Origin of the sequence: Actinoalloteichus caeruleus DSM 43889 (genome assembly GCF_000429185.2) — a bacterium.
Classification (GTDB): domain Bacteria; phylum Actinomycetota; class Actinomycetes; order Mycobacteriales; family Pseudonocardiaceae; genus Actinoalloteichus_B; species Actinoalloteichus_B caeruleus.
The window spans coordinates 4282762-4296845 of record NZ_AUBJ02000001.1 but is presented as its reverse complement, the minus strand read 5'-3'; the positions used below and the strand labels follow the sequence as shown (position 1 = coordinate 4296845).

Genomic DNA, 14084 nt, shown 5'->3' with positions numbered 1-14084 from the left:
GTCCCTGGTGCGCGACCTTCCCAGGACCGGCAGCACACCCACATCAGCTGCTCCCCGGTCCGCGCCAGTGACTGGTCTAGCGCGTCCCGACGTACCTGAACGGCCGGTCCGCCGAAGCTTTATGGTCCCGTTAGGTACTGATGCGGCTACGCGGCGCCGCCTCGACTGGGGGGCGCGGCACGAAAATCACCAGGGACGTGAAAGGACGGAGCCCAGGTCGGGGCGAGGATCTCGGCTTCACGACCCCTCGCACGCATCCTGGCCACGTTCGCTCTGGGGCCGCTGACCGTACGCGCACTCGCCCATCGTGGTGCTCCAGGGCATGCGGATCAGTCCTCGGCCCGGTCCACGCGACCGCCGCCCACCGAACGGCCCGATCGGCCCGGGCCTCAGCGCCTGGTCTCGAACCGCCGGAAGTTCAGGTGCGCCCGGGACGGCGTGGGCCCCCGCTGGTTCTGGTAGCGGGACCCGGCCGCCGAGGAGCCGTAGGGATTCTCCGCCGCACTGGACAGCCGGAAGAGGCAGAGCTGCCCGATCTTCATGCCCGGCCACAGGGTGATCGGCAGGTTCGCGACGTTCGAGAGCTCCAAGGTGATGTGCCCACTGAAGCCCGGGTCGATGAAGCCCGCCGTGGAGTGGGTGAGCAGCCCCAGCCGGCCGAGCGAGGACTTCCCCTCCAGCCGCCCCGCCAGGTCCGTGGGCAGGCTGACCGTCTCGAAGGTCGAGCCCAGCACGAACTCGCCGGGGTGCAGCACGAACGGGTCGTCGCCCTCGGTCTCCACGAGGGAGGTGAGCTCGTCCTGCTGGAGGGAGGGGTCGATATGGGTGTACTTGCTGTTGTCGAAGACCCGGAAGAACCGGTCCAGCCGGACGTCCACACTGGAGGGCTGCACCAGCTCGGCGTCGTACGGATCGATCGCGAGCCGGCCGGCTCCGATCTCTTCGCGCAGGTCACGGTCACTCAGAAGCACCGCGCCAGCCTAACTGGCGGGGGGTGGTGGAGGCCTCGGCGGGCACCGTGTATGCTTCAACAGCCACTGCGGATGTAGTTCAATGGTAGAACATCAGCTTCCCAAGCTGAGAACGCGGGTTCGATTCCCGTCATCCGCTCGTAGCACGAAGGCCCAGGTCACAGGGTGTCCACCCCAGACCTGGGCCTTCGTCATGCCGAGGGGATCCGCCCCGCGCCGGTCGCCCCTCCCGACGGTGCGTCCCGACTCCGCCGGCTACGTCCCGGACATCTCGATGACCAGCTCGCCCACTCCGCTGCCAGGGTTCGCGGGAGGCACGGCGGGGTTGTCCATCGCCGCTCTCCGACAGGCTTCACCCCAGGCACCGTAGGGGAACGTGGGGAGGAGGCGTTTGCCGTCGAGGTACCGCTCCACCCGCTTCCGGAGCGCCTTGGAGCTGATCGCGCCCGTCTGGTCCTCGCAGTGCCACAACAGCCAGATCTCGAAGCAGGGGTTGCTTACCGCGACCTTCAACCGGGCGCGACTCGCGTCCCTGATCGCATCGGCTAACCCCCGGTGGTCGTCCACGTCGACGACGCACCACACGCTGTCGAAGGCCTCCCCCGCGCGCTTCGCGTTGTCGCGCTGGGTCCTCGCCGTGTCCACGACCCTGGATGGGTCGGAGTGCTTTCCAGGCACGACGCTGACGCTCACTCCCGTCGCGCGGAGGCGCCGCCGCAACTCGGTCAAATAGGTGGGTTCCGTTACCTTTCCTTCGGTGACGACCAGGATTCGCCGACGCTCGTTTCGGTTTCCCCTGGACCGCGAGAGGGAGTCCCTACCCGTACCTCGCCTGGTCACCCAGCCTCACTTGCTCGTGGCTCCCACCAACTCGCCCAGGTCCACGATCGGCGTCGCCCCAAAGCGCCCCTCCAGATACCGCTTCTCGACGTTCCCCGCTTCGGGGGTCCTGAACTCGGCCAACGAGTAGAGCTGGCTGGCCCCGGACGAATCCTTCTCGGTGAACCACACCTCGTCCCGTTCCAGCTGGCCCCTGGTCAGCTTACCGAGCAGCGAGACATCGTGGGACGAGAAGAGGAGTTGCGCACCCGCGGTGTTGGTGGCCGGCTCCTCGAACATGCGAACGAGGGTGGCGGTCAGGACGGGGTGCAGACTGCTGTCGAGCTCGTCGACGACCAGGACGCCGCCAGCCCGCAGGACGTCCAGGGCGGGCAGTGCCATCGTCAACCACGTGATGGTGCCGTGGCTCTCCTCGTCGAGACCGAGCATGACCGAGGTGTCGGGAGCAGCCCCGGCGTGGGAGAACCGGAGGCGCCGACTGACATCCTCGAGGACGTCGTTGAAATCAGCCTCGCCGGCGCCGTGCTCGGCCTGGACGAAATCGTGCACGTGCCGGAGGAGTTCCAGGAACTTCTCGTCGACCTCGGCTCGCTCCACGGTGACGCCGGTTATTCCGACATCCGCGACCCTCAGCAGCACTGACGCTCGATCCTCGGCGTTGTCCCCCTCGAGAATCCTCTTGACCGCCGCCAACCGTCGGTCGGTCGCGCCGTTCCCGCGCCAGAACGAATCGAACTTGCCCAGAATGGAGGCCCGCACTGTGGACAACCATTCGTGGCGGTAGCTGGCCGCAGTGGACAGGAACAACGCGTTGTCCCGCGTCACCTTGGATATCGTGGCGTTCTCACCCTTCAGGGTCCTGCCGAAACGATAGGGCGTCCGACTGGAGGCGTCCCGCTCGAACAGCACCCGCCGTCGCCCTCGCGGGTAGGAGTACAGCCATTCCTCCACCACTCCCCGACCGTTGCTCCGGAACCCGTACGTGTGCCGAATTCCGTCGACAACGACGTCCATCTCGTAGCGGGAGGGACTTCGCGCGGACTCCTGGTCCAGCTTGAAGGGGTGGTAGGGGAAGGTGTCGCGCTCCGCCCAGTGGACGTTCGACTGGCGAATGGCGGTGACGGCGAAGTGAAGCGCGTCGAGGACGGTGGTCTTGCCCGAGGCGTTGGCCCCGTAGATCGCCGCGACCCTCCGGGTGACATCGGCCCAGTCGCCGTCGTAGCCCGCTCCGACGGCGCTGCCCGCCCTGATCATCGACAACTCGAACTCGTCGCGGAAGGACTTGTGGTTGGCGGCTCGGAACCTCAACAACACGACCACCACCCCCAACTGCCGTGTGCGCGCGGTTTCGACGCCCTGTGCGTCACAAACTTGTCGTGAACGGCACCCTGATAGTACCCAGTGCACGGCCGGTCCAGCAGGCACTTGTGGGTGAACATCACGGCGGGACAGCCGGGACCGGGCCCGTGCGGCGGCACACCATCGGGACCGCGACCCGCTTCCCACGCACCGGGCGATCGCCTCGCGGACGGGGAGCGTTGTTCGGACACCGGCGTCCTCCGCGCCAGTGTCCACCCGCACACCCCCGGAGAACCGCCGCTCGATCGCCCGCTCGTGGTTCACCGCTCGGCGGCGGGCCGGGTCTCGGGCATCCACAGGTACTGGATCCGCTCCATGACCTCCTGGCGCTGGGTGTTCTGGAACGCCGCGACCCGCCAGGCACCCCCGTCCCGGAGCAGGGTGTAGGTCTGCACCTTGCTCGGCTCGCCGGGCTCATCGCCCTCATACGTGTCGCCGCGCGCGGTGAGGACCGCGACGTCCTCGGTCAGGACCTGCAACCCGAGGTAGGAGTCCGTCAGGCGGGTGCCGGCGAGGACGCCGTCGAAGAGCGCCTCGTGGCTGCGCACGATGTCCTCCCGTCCGACGTAGTGGGTGGCGGCGAAGGTGGTGTAGGTGGCGTTCTCGGTGAACACCGCGCCGTAGGCCTCCGCGTCATGTTCCGCCCACGCCCGGCCGAGCTCGGCGACCGCCGCACAGGCACCCGCCCTCGCCTCGGCCACGACCTCCGGCCCGAGACCGGTGGTGACGGGGACCTCGGAACACTCGGCCACGCCCGTGTTCGCGACATCACTGGTGGCTTTCAGCGCGAGGTAACCACCGCCCGCGCCGAGCGCCAGCACAGCACCGAGGCCGCCCAGCACCCACCACAACCGGCGGCGCGTCCGGCGGGGCTCAGCATCGCTCGTCTCGACCCGTTCCTGGGACAGCACCTCGACCACCACAGCCTCCTTCACTTCGTGCAATAATTGACTGCGTTCAATTATTGCACACGATCAAGGATGGTGCGATGCCCCCTGACGAGATGACGTCCATCTACCGCCGCTACCTGGCCGCCGTCGTCCGGTTCCACCTGGCGGCAGCGGACATGAGCGGGCTGGGCCACACCGACTACCAGGCCAGCAACCTGCTCGACCTGGACGGCCCGATGACCTCGGGAGAGCTGGCCACCAGACTCCGGATCACCCCGAGCGCCGCGACCCGCGCCGTGGACCGCCTGGTAGAGGCCGGGCTGGCGGAACGCACCACCGATCCCGAGGACCGTCGCCGCACGGTGGTCCGGCACACGGGTCGACTGCCGGCACCCCTGGTCGAGCTGCTCGGCAGGACCAGGGAACCCATCGGACGAGCCGTGGGCGCGCTCACCGAGGAGCAGCGCGCGGGCCTGCTGTCCTACTTCCGCGCCGCGACCGAGGCGTACCAGGGGGCGGTGGGCTCCAGCGGCTCGGCCGGCCAGCAGTCGACGGCGGGCTCCACCCCGGGCGACCCGCCCCCGAACCCGGCGGCCCTCCGGCCCGACCAGGGCGGGGAGGCCTCCCCGCCGCCCACCCCGCCGGCCTGACCCCCTCCCGGTCCCGGGGTGGGTGGGGTGACGCCCCGCCCACCCCGGACGCGACGAGAGGGGGCGGCCGCGTCGTGCGGCCGCCCCCTCTCACCAGGGACGTTCCCCGTCCGGTTCCTCCAGGAGGCGCCGGGCGGGGTCAGCGTCGGATCAGGCCGTCTCACCGCCCTCGGCGCCACGGCGACGGAACTTCAGCACGAGCGCGGTACCTCCCGCGAGGGCGACCCCGCCGACGACGAGCATCGGCACCAGGAGACCGAGACCGGTGTCGGCCAGGTCATCCCCGCCGCCACCGCCACCGTTACCCGCGCCGTCCTCGTCGTCACCGCCAGTGCCACCGCCGGACGGAGGCGGGGTGGTGGTCGGCGGGGTGCTCTCGCCACCGCCTCCGAGCACGCGGAAGGAGACGGTCGCCTCAGCCGACTCCAGGCCGTCGACGATCTGGAGGGCGCGCACCGTGTGGTCGCCCAGGGAGAGATCGGCGTCGAGTTCGACCCGCCAGTTCCCGTCGGCGTCGGCCGTCACCTCGACGGCGTCCCGCTCGTCGACGGCCACCCGCACGGTGGCCTCGGCGACGGCGGTCCCACGGATCACCGGTCGCCGCTCCTCGGTCTCCGAGCCCTCGGCGGGCTCGGTGATCACGGGCGCGGCGGGTGCGACCACGAAGCTGGAGGTGCCCTCGTCGGACCTGACGGTGGTCCCGCCCACCGCCAGCGACTGCGCCACGGCCACGGTGTACTCGCCGTACCCGAGGTCGCCCTCGGGCTGGAAGGACCAGGCTCCCCCGGCGTCCGCCGTCACGGTGGTGTCCGATCCGGCCAGGTTCACCGAGACGGTGGCGTGCGGCGCCGCCTCCCCGGTGATGGTCGGGCGGGCCTCGCCCACACTGGCGCCGTCCGCCGGCGAGGTGACCACCGGCGCGTCCAGCTCGGTCAGCACGTTGACGTCGTCGAGCTTGGGCAGCACGTCGTTGACCAGCGAGACGGCCAGCGCCCGTGGTTCGCTGAACTCGGGGCTGGAGCTCTGCGGGTGGCAGGTCTCGTTGCCGTTCTCGTCGTAGTCGTAGTACGCGGCCGAGCTCATGCCGACCGCGAGGGTGCCGGCGACGATCGCGCCGCCGCTGTCGCCGCCCTCGACGCAGGCGTTGAACTCGAAGCCGTCGACGCTGACGATCTCGCCGCCGTCGGGGAACTCCCAGTTGGTGTCGGCCACGGTGACCTCACCGCAGGTGAAGCCGGTGGTGCGACCGGACTTGCAGACCTCCATGCCCTCCAGCGGGGCGACGACGCCGGTGATCGCCCGCGCCGAGCCGTCCCAGGTGTTGACCGAGGTCGAGACCGCGTCGCTCGGCGCGATGGTCGCGTAGTCGTCGGACCCGTTGCCGAACGCCACCTCCTGGAAGGTGCCGATCTTCTCCACCGGGAAGGTGAGGCCCCCGGCGGGCTCGCGGTAGACGGAGTCGAAACCCTCCCGCGCCAGGCAGTGGCCCGCCGTGAGGAAGAGCGGGTTCAGCGCGGAGTCGTAGGCGGCGAATCCGAACGAGCAGAGGTTGTACAGGTCGCTGGGTCGGCTCGCGCCGTCCCGGCCGGCCACGTAGCCGTCGCCGCCCCGGATGTCGACCAGCCTCGGCTGGCCACCCTGCTTCTCGACGTTCACCTCGACGCCCACGTCGGGTCGCCCCGAGGCGACGCCGGCACCCTCCTCACCGGACACGGTGAGGACGAGGCCGCGTTCGCGGTTGCTCACGGCGATCCCGCGCACGAGGTCGCGCTGGGCCTCGGGCAGCCCGCGCACCCAGGAGGCCAGTTGGTCACCGGCGGCTTCCAGCCGCTCCCTGCTCGGTCCGCCGACGTGGGCCTGGGCGCCCGCCGCCCGGACGACCTCGGCGGCGGACTCGTCGGTCACGTTGACGTGCAGGGTCCTGCTGTCCTTGTCGAACCAGGACCCGCCGAAGCTGGCTCCGAGTTCGGCCTCCAGGTCCTCGCTGGCGAGGGACGCGTTCCCCGCCGCCGTGGCTCGCTCCGCGTACACCTCGGCGTTGACGCCGAGGTCGCGTTGGACGGCGATCCGCATCTCGGTGGGCAGCGCCTCGGCCGCGACGTCGAGCAGCGTCTCGCCGGCCGGCTCCTCCTCCACCTGCGCGGCGGCGGTGGTGGCGCCCAGGGCCGACCCCGCGGCCACCAGACCGGCGGCGAGCACCGCCGTCAGCAGTCCCCGTCTGGGACTCGCCTTGGTCATGAAAGTCCTTCCCTTCACACCCCAGCCCCCAGTGCCTCACGCCTTCGAGCGAGAAAGGGACATCACTCTTTTGGGCGACATGGGGACCGTAACCAGGGGGACGAAGCCAGGAAGTGATCTTCGTGAAATAGTGCACAAAGTTGGCCGGTTCGTTACCTACCTGCGGTGATGTCGGTGACACCGCTCGCACAACCACCGAGGTGGTGCCCTTGATCGGCATCGGGTAATGGATGGGTAAATACCGTTCCCGTCACCTTGATCGCCCGTTCGAGATCTTCCAAAGAGTGAGAAGAAGGGGCACCCGCCCGACCGGATCCCGCCGGGCGCATCGACCCGGATACCTCCGCCGGAGCCGCTCACCCGGGTCGAGCGACCGCGGCCACCAGCCCGCCCCCGGCCACGCGGGCCGCGCGGAACCGACCAGGCGCCAGCGCCAGCGACCCGCCAACGCTCGGGGGCGCCGCGCCACCCGACGCGGCCCACACGGCCACCGCGCCAACTACCGAGCCCCTGACCAGGGAAAACGAAAGAAGGCGCCGGAGCAGGGAACAAGAGCGACGGGTATCACGTTGGGCGTGGCAGAAAGATTGAGCGCGGGACGCTCAAGGCCTGGTTGACTCCGTCGACCGGGTGAGCGCAGACTTGAGCCCGTTCCACTCAACGCATAGCAGAGCAGCAGGAGGTTCTTCGATGTCGCGTGCGGTCGGTATCGACCTGGGGACAACCAACTCGGTGGTCGCCGTACTCGAAGGCGGTGAGCCGACGGTCATCGCGAACTCGGAGGGTGCGCGCACGACGCCGTCCGTGGTGGCCTTCGCCCGCAACGGCGAAGTGCTCGTCGGGCAGTCGGCCAAGAACCAGGCCGTCACCAACGTCGACCGGACGATCCGGTCCGTCAAACGCCACATGGGCACCGACTGGGCCACCGAGATCGACGGCAAGAAGTACACCTCGCAGGAGATCAGCGCCCGGACGCTGCAGAAGCTCAAGCGGGACGCCGAGGCGTACCTCGGCGAGGAGGTCACCGACGCGGTGATCACCGTCCCCGCCTACTTCGAGGACGCGCAGCGGCAGGCCACCAAGGAGGCCGGCCAGATCGCGGGCCTGAACGTCCTGCGGATCGTCAACGAGCCCACCGCGGCCGCGCTGGCCTACGGCCTCGACAAGGGCGAGAAGGAACAGACCATCCTGGTCTTCGACCTCGGTGGCGGCACCTTCGACGTCTCGCTGCTGGAGATCGGCGACGGCGTCGTCGAGGTCCGCGCCACCTCGGGTGACAACCTCCTCGGTGGTGACGACTGGGACCAGCGCATCGTCGACTGGCTGGTCGAGCGCTTCAAGTCCAGCCAGGGCATCGACCTGAGCAAGGACAAGATGGCGATGCAGCGGATCCGGGAGGCCGCGGAGAAGGCGAAGATCGAGCTGTCCTCCTCCTCCACCGCGAGCATCAACCTGCCCTACATCACGGTCGACGCCGAGAAGAACCCGCTGTTCCTCGACGAGACCCTGTCCAGGGCCGAGTTCCAGCGCATCAGCTCCGACCTGCTGGAGCGCACCAAGACCCCGTTCAACAACGTCATCCGTGACGCCGGCATCAGCGTGGCCGACATCGACCATGTCGTGCTGGTCGGCGGTTCCACCCGGATGCCCGCCGTCGCCGAGCTGGTCAAGGAACTGACCGGTGGCCGGGAGCCGAACAAGGGCGTCAACCCGGACGAGGTCGTCGCCGTCGGCGCCTCGCTCCAGGCCGGCGTGCTGCGCGGCGAGGTCAAGGACGTGCTGCTGCTCGACGTCACCCCGCTCTCCCTCGGCATCGAGACCAAGGGCGGCGTGATGACCAAGCTCATCGAGCGCAACACCACGATCCCCACCAAGCGGTCGGAGATCTTCTCCACGGCTGACGACAACCAGCCCTCCGTGCAGATCCAGGTCTTCCAGGGCGAGCGCGAGATCGCGGCCTACAACAAGAAGCTGGGCGTCTTCGAGCTGACGGGCCTGCCGCCGGCGCCGCGCGGCGTGCCGCAGATCGAGGTCAGCTTCGACATCGACGCCAACGGCATCGTGCACGTCAACGCCAAGGACCTCGGCACGGGCAAGGAGCAGTCGATGACGATCAGCGGCGGCTCCGCGCTGCCGAAGGACGAGATCGACCGCATGATGCGCGACGCCGAGCAGCACGCGCAGGAGGACAAGCAGCGGCGGGAGGAAGCCGAGACCCGCAACCAGGCGGAGAGCCTCGTCTACCAGACCGAGAAGGTCCTCAAGGAGAACGACGAGAAGCTGCCGGCCGACGTCAAGGAGAAGGTGCGGGCCGCCATCGACGAGGCCAACACCGCACTCAAGGGCGAGGACCTCGCGGCCATCAAGACGGCGGTGGAGAAGCTGGCCACCGAGTCCCAGGCGCTGGGCCAGGCCCTGTACGCCAACACCGGGGCGACGCCGGGGGACGCGGGCCAGGGTGAGGCCGGGACCGCCGGCGCCGGTGCCTCCGGTGGCGCTGGCAGCGCTGGCGCCAAGGACGACGTCGTCGACGCCGAGATCGTGGACGAGGACGACAAGAAGTGAGCGCGCAGGGGCAGGAACTTCCCGATCGTGAGAACGGGGACGAGCAGCCCAGGGTCGTGATCCGCGACCGCCGCCGCATCGACCCCGAGACCGGCGAGGCGCGCGACCCGGACGCCGAGAGCAACGGCGGCCGGCACCGCGCCGAGCCGTCCCCCGAGGAGCCGTCGGCGCCTCAGGAGGACGAGCCGGTGGTCATCGAGGCGGACGCCGTGGAGACGGCCCCGGAGGACGCGCCCGTCGCGGAGACCGAGGCCGCCGCCCCCAGTGAGCTGGAACAGCAGCTGGCCGAGCGGACCGCCGACCTCCAGCGGCTCAGCGCCGAGTACGCCAACTACCGGCGCCGGGTCGAGCGCGACAGGGAGGCCACGATCAACTCGGCCAAGGCCGCGTTGGCGACCGACCTGCTGGTCGTGCTCGACGACCTGGAGCGGGCCGCGGCCCACGGCGACCTGACCGGCCCCTTCAAGGCGGTGGGCGACAAGGTCGTGGAGACGCTCACCAAGGCCGGGCTGGAGCCGTACGGCGCGGAGGGCGACCCCTTCGACCCGTCCGTGCACGAGGCGGTGCAGCACGACACCTCGCCCGACGTCAGCGAGCCGACGGTGACCACCGTGCTGCGTCGCGGCTACCGGTTCGGGGACCGGGTGCTGCGGGCACCGCTGGTCGGCGTGACCGACCACGACCCGTCCGGTACCCCCACCCCGGTGGCTGACGAGGGCTCGTCCAACGGTGACCAGGCCGAGCGGGACGCGTGAGGAAGGGAGGGACGTTCGGTGAGTTCGAGGGACTGGATCGAGAAGGACTTCTACGCGGAGCTGGGCGTCCCTCCTGACGCGTCCGCCGACGAGATCAAGAAGTCGTACCGGAAGCTGGCCCGGGACCTGCACCCCGACGCCAACCCCGGTGACACCAAGGCCGAGACCCGCTTCAAGGCGGTGTCCGAGGCTTACGGGGTGCTGTCCGACGCCTCCAAGCGGAAGCAGTACGACGAGGCTCGCCGGCTGTTCGGGTCGGGTGGGTTCCGCGGCGGCGGCAACTTCGACGGTTTCGGGTCGGGTGGCTTCGACTTCGGCGACATGTTCGGCAACCGGGGCGGGTCCTCGGGAGCCGAGAGCCTGGGCGACCTCTTCGGCGGTCTCTTCGGCCGCCGTCGCGGTGGCGGCGGTACCCGCGCCCAGCGCGGCGCCGACGTGGAGACCGAGATCAGCATCGACTTCACCGAGGCGGTGCGGGGTGCCACGGTGCCGCTGCGGCTCTCCAGCCCGGCGTCCTGCCAGACCTGCGGCGGCTCGGGTGCGAAGGTGGGCACCAGTCCGCGCACGTGCCCGAACTGCGGCGGTGCCGGCCTGGTCAACCGCAGCCAGGGTGCGTTCGCGTTCAGCGAGCCGTGCCGGGACTGCCGGGGGTCGGGCAAGCTGATCGACCAACCCTGCCCGGACTGCGCCGGCGAGGGCGTCACCACCCAGACGCGGACCCTGACCGTCCGCATCCCGGCCGGGGTGTCCAACGGTCAGCGCATCCGGCTGGCGGGGCGCGGGGAGCCCGGCCGCGACAACGGGCCCACCGGCGACCTCTTCGTGCTGGTGCACGTCACCCCCCACCCGGTGTTCGGGCGGGACGGCGACAACCTCACGGTGACCGTTCCGGTGACGTTCCCCGAGCTGACGCTGGGAACGACCTTGACCGTGCCCACCCTGGACGGAAGGGTGTCACTCAAGGTGGCTCCCGGCACCGCCAGCGGCCGGACCCTCCGGGTCCGGGGCAAGGGGATCGAACGACGCGACGGACGGGTCGGCGACCTGCTGGTCACCCTGCGGGTGAGCGTTCCCAGCAAGCTCGACGACGCGGCCAGGGCAGCGTTGGAGGCCTACGCCGAGGCCACCGCGGACCACGATCCGCGCGCGGAGATCCTGCGGCGCGCGGAGGACGGGAGGTAGGCATGACCCCGGGTTTCCCGTTCCCTGCCGGTGCCGACGAGGACACCCCGATGTTCGTCATCTCGGTGGCGGCCCAGCTCTCCGGCCTGCACGCGCAGACCCTGCGCACCTACGACCGGATGGGCCTGGTCTCACCCGGCCGGGCCAACGGCGGGGGTCGTCGCTACTCGCCGAGGGACATCGGTCTGCTCCGCGAGGTCCAACGGCTGTCCCAGGACGAGGGCGTCAACCTGGCCGGGATCAAGCGGATCATCGAGTTGGAGAACGAGCTGGAGGCGCTGCGGGACCGGGTCGCGGAGCTGTCCGAGCAGGTCGCGGCGGCCCATGTCGCCGCGGAGCAGGCGGCCGCCGCCGTGCACGCCTCCTACCGCAGGGAACTCGTCCCGCTGCCGGGACGACGGGAGACCGCGCTGGTGGTCTGGAAGCCCAAACCTCGCCGCTGAGCGCGCGGTACCGCCAGCGATGAGGGGCGGCGTCCGGTGTGGAACCGGGCGCCGCCCCTCGTCATGCCGCGACCGGCCCCCATGACGACGCTCTCGCGTGACGCCCCGGCCCCGCCTCGGCACCGGGCACGCGGAACACCACCGCTCGTCCGTCCCGTGCCCGGGCTCACCCGGGCTGGCCGTCGGCTCCGGCACGTTCATCGACCGCCGACACCATCGACGGCCCGGACCCCGTGGTCCGGGTGCTCGGGGCCAGGAACGAGGAACGGCCGGGGAGTGCTCCCCGGCCGTTCGTCAGCTCGTCCGAGAGCGCCGCGCTCCCGCCCGGCGCTCAGCCGCCGGTGCTCGCGGCGCTGCTGCCGGCGTCACCACCGCCGCCGCGAGCGACGCACTCGATCTTCGGCTGCGGCCGGTAGTGGACGGTGCGCGGCTCCCGGCGGACCTCCTGGCCGCTCAGGTCCTTGATGACCCGGGTGTCGGTGACCGAGAAGCCGCGGCCGCCCGCGCTCGGGCTGCACTCCGGGTCGCTGACCTCCACCGTCTCGGGGTCCTTGTGGTCGAAGGGCTCCCCGGTGTCCGACTCGACCTGGTACTGCTTGGTGCCCCAGATCCTGACCGTGATGTCGCTGGGCGTCCAGATGGTCTGGATCGCGACGCCGTGGTCGAGGTTGTTGCGGAACGACACGTCGATGACGCTGCTGCCATCGGGGTTCTGGAAGACCGTCGCCTCCCGGCCCATCGGGTACCGGCTGATGTAGTAGCTGTGCTCCTGGTGGCGGACGTCCTCCAGGCCGGCGAAGTAGTAGGCGTTGTACAGGGTGGTGGCGAACTGCGAGATGCCCCCACCGACGGCCCGGCCCGGCTTGCCCTGCTCGATGATGCCGGCGTCGACGTAGCCCTGGGCGGCCTGCCTCGGGCCGGTGTGCCCGTTGAGGCTGAAGGTGTCGCCCGGCTTGACGATCGCGCCGTTCACCTGTTCGGCGGCCCGCTTGATGTTCTGCCCGGAGTCGGGGGCGAACCCACCCGTGGTGAACTCGCCGATGACCTCCTTGACGCCCAGGTTCTCCGCGTCCTCGGTGGTGACCTCGGCGGGTTCGTCCTCGTAGTGGGCGGCCAGTCGCCGGTCGGCGCCTCGGAGGATGGTCTCCTCCAGGGGTTCGAGGGTGGTCTCCCAGTTGATCGCCCTGCCGTCGACCGACGGCTTCACCGAGGGGGACCCACCGCTGAAGACGATCTCCGCGTCCTGGCCCTTCTCCTCGGTGTCCTTCAGCTGCTCGGACAGGTTCTCGGTGAGCGCCTCGCGGTCGATCTCGTGGTCCAACCCCCCGTTCTCCCCGGGGGTGAAGGTGAGGAGTTCACCGATGGTGGCTGGCTCGACGATCGCGTTGGCGCCCTCGCCGGTGACGGTGAGCGGCCCGGACACGGCCGGGCGGGCCACCTCCTCCAGCGCGAGCTGGACGCCCTCCTCGGTGGTCCCGACCTCCTCCACCTCGACGGGCAACGCGACGGAGTGGCCGTTGGCCCAGTCACGCATGAGCACGTCGACGGCGCCGTCCACGTCGAGCCGCTGACCGGCGACGGGGTTCACGGGCACGGCCTCGGATCCCTCGAACCGGATGTCGCCCTCCTTGGCCTCCCTGTCGAACTCGGGGGCGAGGTCGGAGACGGCACTGGCGAGCTGGTCGCGGTCCGCCTGCGGCACGGGGGCGATCTCGGTGGTCGAGAAGAAGGAGGTCAGCCTGGTGATCGGGTTGAGCGGCTGGTCGCCGACCAGTTGCATGGTCTCGGACCAGTTCATGCTCAGCCCGGCGTTGTCCGGTTCGATCGCGGCGGTGACGTCCCCGCCGGTGACCTCGATCGGCTGCCCGAGGCGGGGCCCGATCTCGTCGCGCAGTCGTTCCTCGGCGGCCATCCGGTCCATGCCGCCGATGTCGACGCCGGCGACCTCGACGCCACGCGGCACCTTCCCGGAGCTCATCGCCATGTCCACGCCGTAGAGGACGGCGAGGCCCGCGATGGTGGCCGCGACGGCGATGGCCGCCTTGACCAGCGTCCTCCGCTTTCCGGATCCGCCGGCGGGCTTGTCGGGCCCGGGGGCTGCTGAGGTGGTGGGCCGCCGGGGCCGCCGGTCGTTGGGGGGCCACCCGGGTGCCCTCCGGTGACCGCCTGGTCGCCCGGGGTCGTCCCCGGT

General features: G+C 70.4%; 11 protein-coding genes and 1 tRNA gene. 6 read left to right on the top strand and 6 right to left on the bottom strand.

Annotation, left to right across the window (positions count from 1 at the left end; translation table 11 throughout):
- Positions 1-389 precede the first annotated feature (389 nt).
- The gene (gene dcd / locus G443_RS17050) at positions 390-971 is read right to left on the bottom strand and encodes a dCTP deaminase (protein WP_026419744.1); all 582 of its coding nucleotides are present in this window, start codon (positions 969-971) and stop codon (positions 390-392) included.
- Between the two features lie 68 nt (positions 972-1039).
- On the opposite strand from dcd, the gene G443_RS17045 reads away from it, so the two are divergent.
- Positions 1040-1110 (top strand) — tRNA-Gly (locus G443_RS17045).
- A gap of 116 nt (positions 1111-1226) precedes the next feature.
- Here G443_RS17045 and G443_RS17040 read toward each other — a convergent pair.
- From G443_RS17040 to G443_RS17030, 3 genes are all read right to left on the bottom strand, one after another.
- Positions 1227-1811: an RloB family protein gene (locus tag G443_RS17040; protein ID WP_035292527.1), complete on the bottom strand. Its 585-nt coding sequence runs from the start codon at positions 1809-1811 to the stop codon at positions 1227-1229.
- Between the two features lie 6 nt (positions 1812-1817).
- On the bottom strand, positions 1818-3125 hold the full coding sequence (locus tag G443_RS17035; RefSeq protein WP_026419745.1) for an AAA family ATPase: 1308 nt from the start codon (positions 3123-3125) through the stop codon (positions 1818-1820).
- Positions 3126-3430: 305 nt separating this feature from the next.
- Entirely contained in the window at positions 3431-4090 is a 660-nt protein-coding gene (locus tag G443_RS17030; protein WP_253860237.1) for an SgcJ/EcaC family oxidoreductase, read from the bottom strand.
- 68 nt (positions 4091-4158) lie between these two features.
- On the opposite strand from G443_RS17030, the gene G443_RS17025 reads away from it, so the two are divergent.
- Positions 4159-4710, top strand: coding sequence for a MarR family winged helix-turn-helix transcriptional regulator (locus tag G443_RS17025; protein WP_051314171.1), 552 nt, complete (start codon positions 4159-4161; stop codon positions 4708-4710).
- 150 nt (positions 4711-4860) lie between these two features.
- On the opposite strand, the gene G443_RS17020 is transcribed toward G443_RS17025, so the two are convergent.
- Positions 4861-6948, bottom strand: coding sequence for an Ig-like domain-containing protein (locus G443_RS17020; protein ID WP_026419747.1), 2088 nt, complete (start codon positions 6946-6948; stop codon positions 4861-4863).
- A gap of 690 nt (positions 6949-7638) precedes the next feature.
- Between G443_RS17020 and dnaK the strand changes: the two genes are divergently transcribed.
- Genes dnaK through G443_RS17000 form a run of 4 tightly spaced genes read left to right on the top strand, consistent with a single transcriptional unit; the run spans position 7639 to position 11893 of the window.
- Positions 7639-9513 carry a molecular chaperone DnaK gene (gene dnaK, locus G443_RS17015; protein WP_026419748.1) on the top strand — a complete coding sequence of 625 codons (1875 nt, stop codon included), beginning with the start codon at positions 7639-7641 and terminating at the stop codon, positions 9511-9513.
- Positions 9510-10268 carry a nucleotide exchange factor GrpE gene (gene grpE / locus G443_RS17010; RefSeq protein ID WP_026419749.1) on the top strand — a complete coding sequence of 253 codons (759 nt, stop codon included), beginning with the start codon at positions 9510-9512 and terminating at the stop codon, positions 10266-10268. Before dnaK ends, grpE begins: the two co-directional genes overlap by 4 nt.
- Before the next feature lie 18 nt (positions 10269-10286).
- Positions 10287-11450 (top strand): molecular chaperone DnaJ, encoded by a 1164-nt coding sequence (dnaJ, locus tag G443_RS17005; protein ID WP_026419750.1) that lies wholly within the window; start codon positions 10287-10289, stop codon positions 11448-11450.
- Between the two features lie 2 nt (positions 11451-11452).
- Positions 11453-11893 carry a heat shock protein transcriptional repressor HspR gene (locus tag G443_RS17000; protein ID WP_026419751.1) on the top strand — a complete coding sequence of 147 codons (441 nt, stop codon included), beginning with the start codon at positions 11453-11455 and terminating at the stop codon, positions 11891-11893.
- A gap of 331 nt (positions 11894-12224) precedes the next feature.
- Here G443_RS17000 and G443_RS25135 read toward each other — a convergent pair whose 3' ends face one another.
- Positions 12225-13871, bottom strand: coding sequence for a VanW family protein (locus tag G443_RS25135; RefSeq protein WP_272500049.1), 1647 nt, complete (start codon positions 13869-13871; stop codon positions 12225-12227).
- Between the last annotated feature and the right edge of the window lie 213 nt (positions 13872-14084).

What these genes read in the sequence shown, in the direction of transcription:
- G443_RS17025 (WP_051314171.1), top strand. Translation starts at nt 4,159, where the DNA reads ATGCCCCCTGACGAGATGACGTCCATCTACCGCCGCTACCTGGCCGCC.
- G443_RS17020 (WP_026419747.1), bottom strand. Translation starts at nt 6,948, where the DNA reads ATGACCAAGGCGAGTCCCAGACGGGGACTGCTGACGGCGGTGCTCGCC.
- dnaK (WP_026419748.1), top strand. Translation starts at nt 7,639, where the DNA reads ATGTCGCGTGCGGTCGGTATCGACCTGGGGACAACCAACTCGGTGGTC.
- G443_RS17000 (WP_026419751.1), top strand. Translation starts at nt 11,453, where the DNA reads ATGACCCCGGGTTTCCCGTTCCCTGCCGGTGCCGACGAGGACACCCCG.
- G443_RS25135 (WP_272500049.1), bottom strand. Translation starts at nt 13,871, where the DNA reads ATGAGCTCCGGGAAGGTGCCGCGTGGCGTCGAGGTCGCCGGCGTCGAC.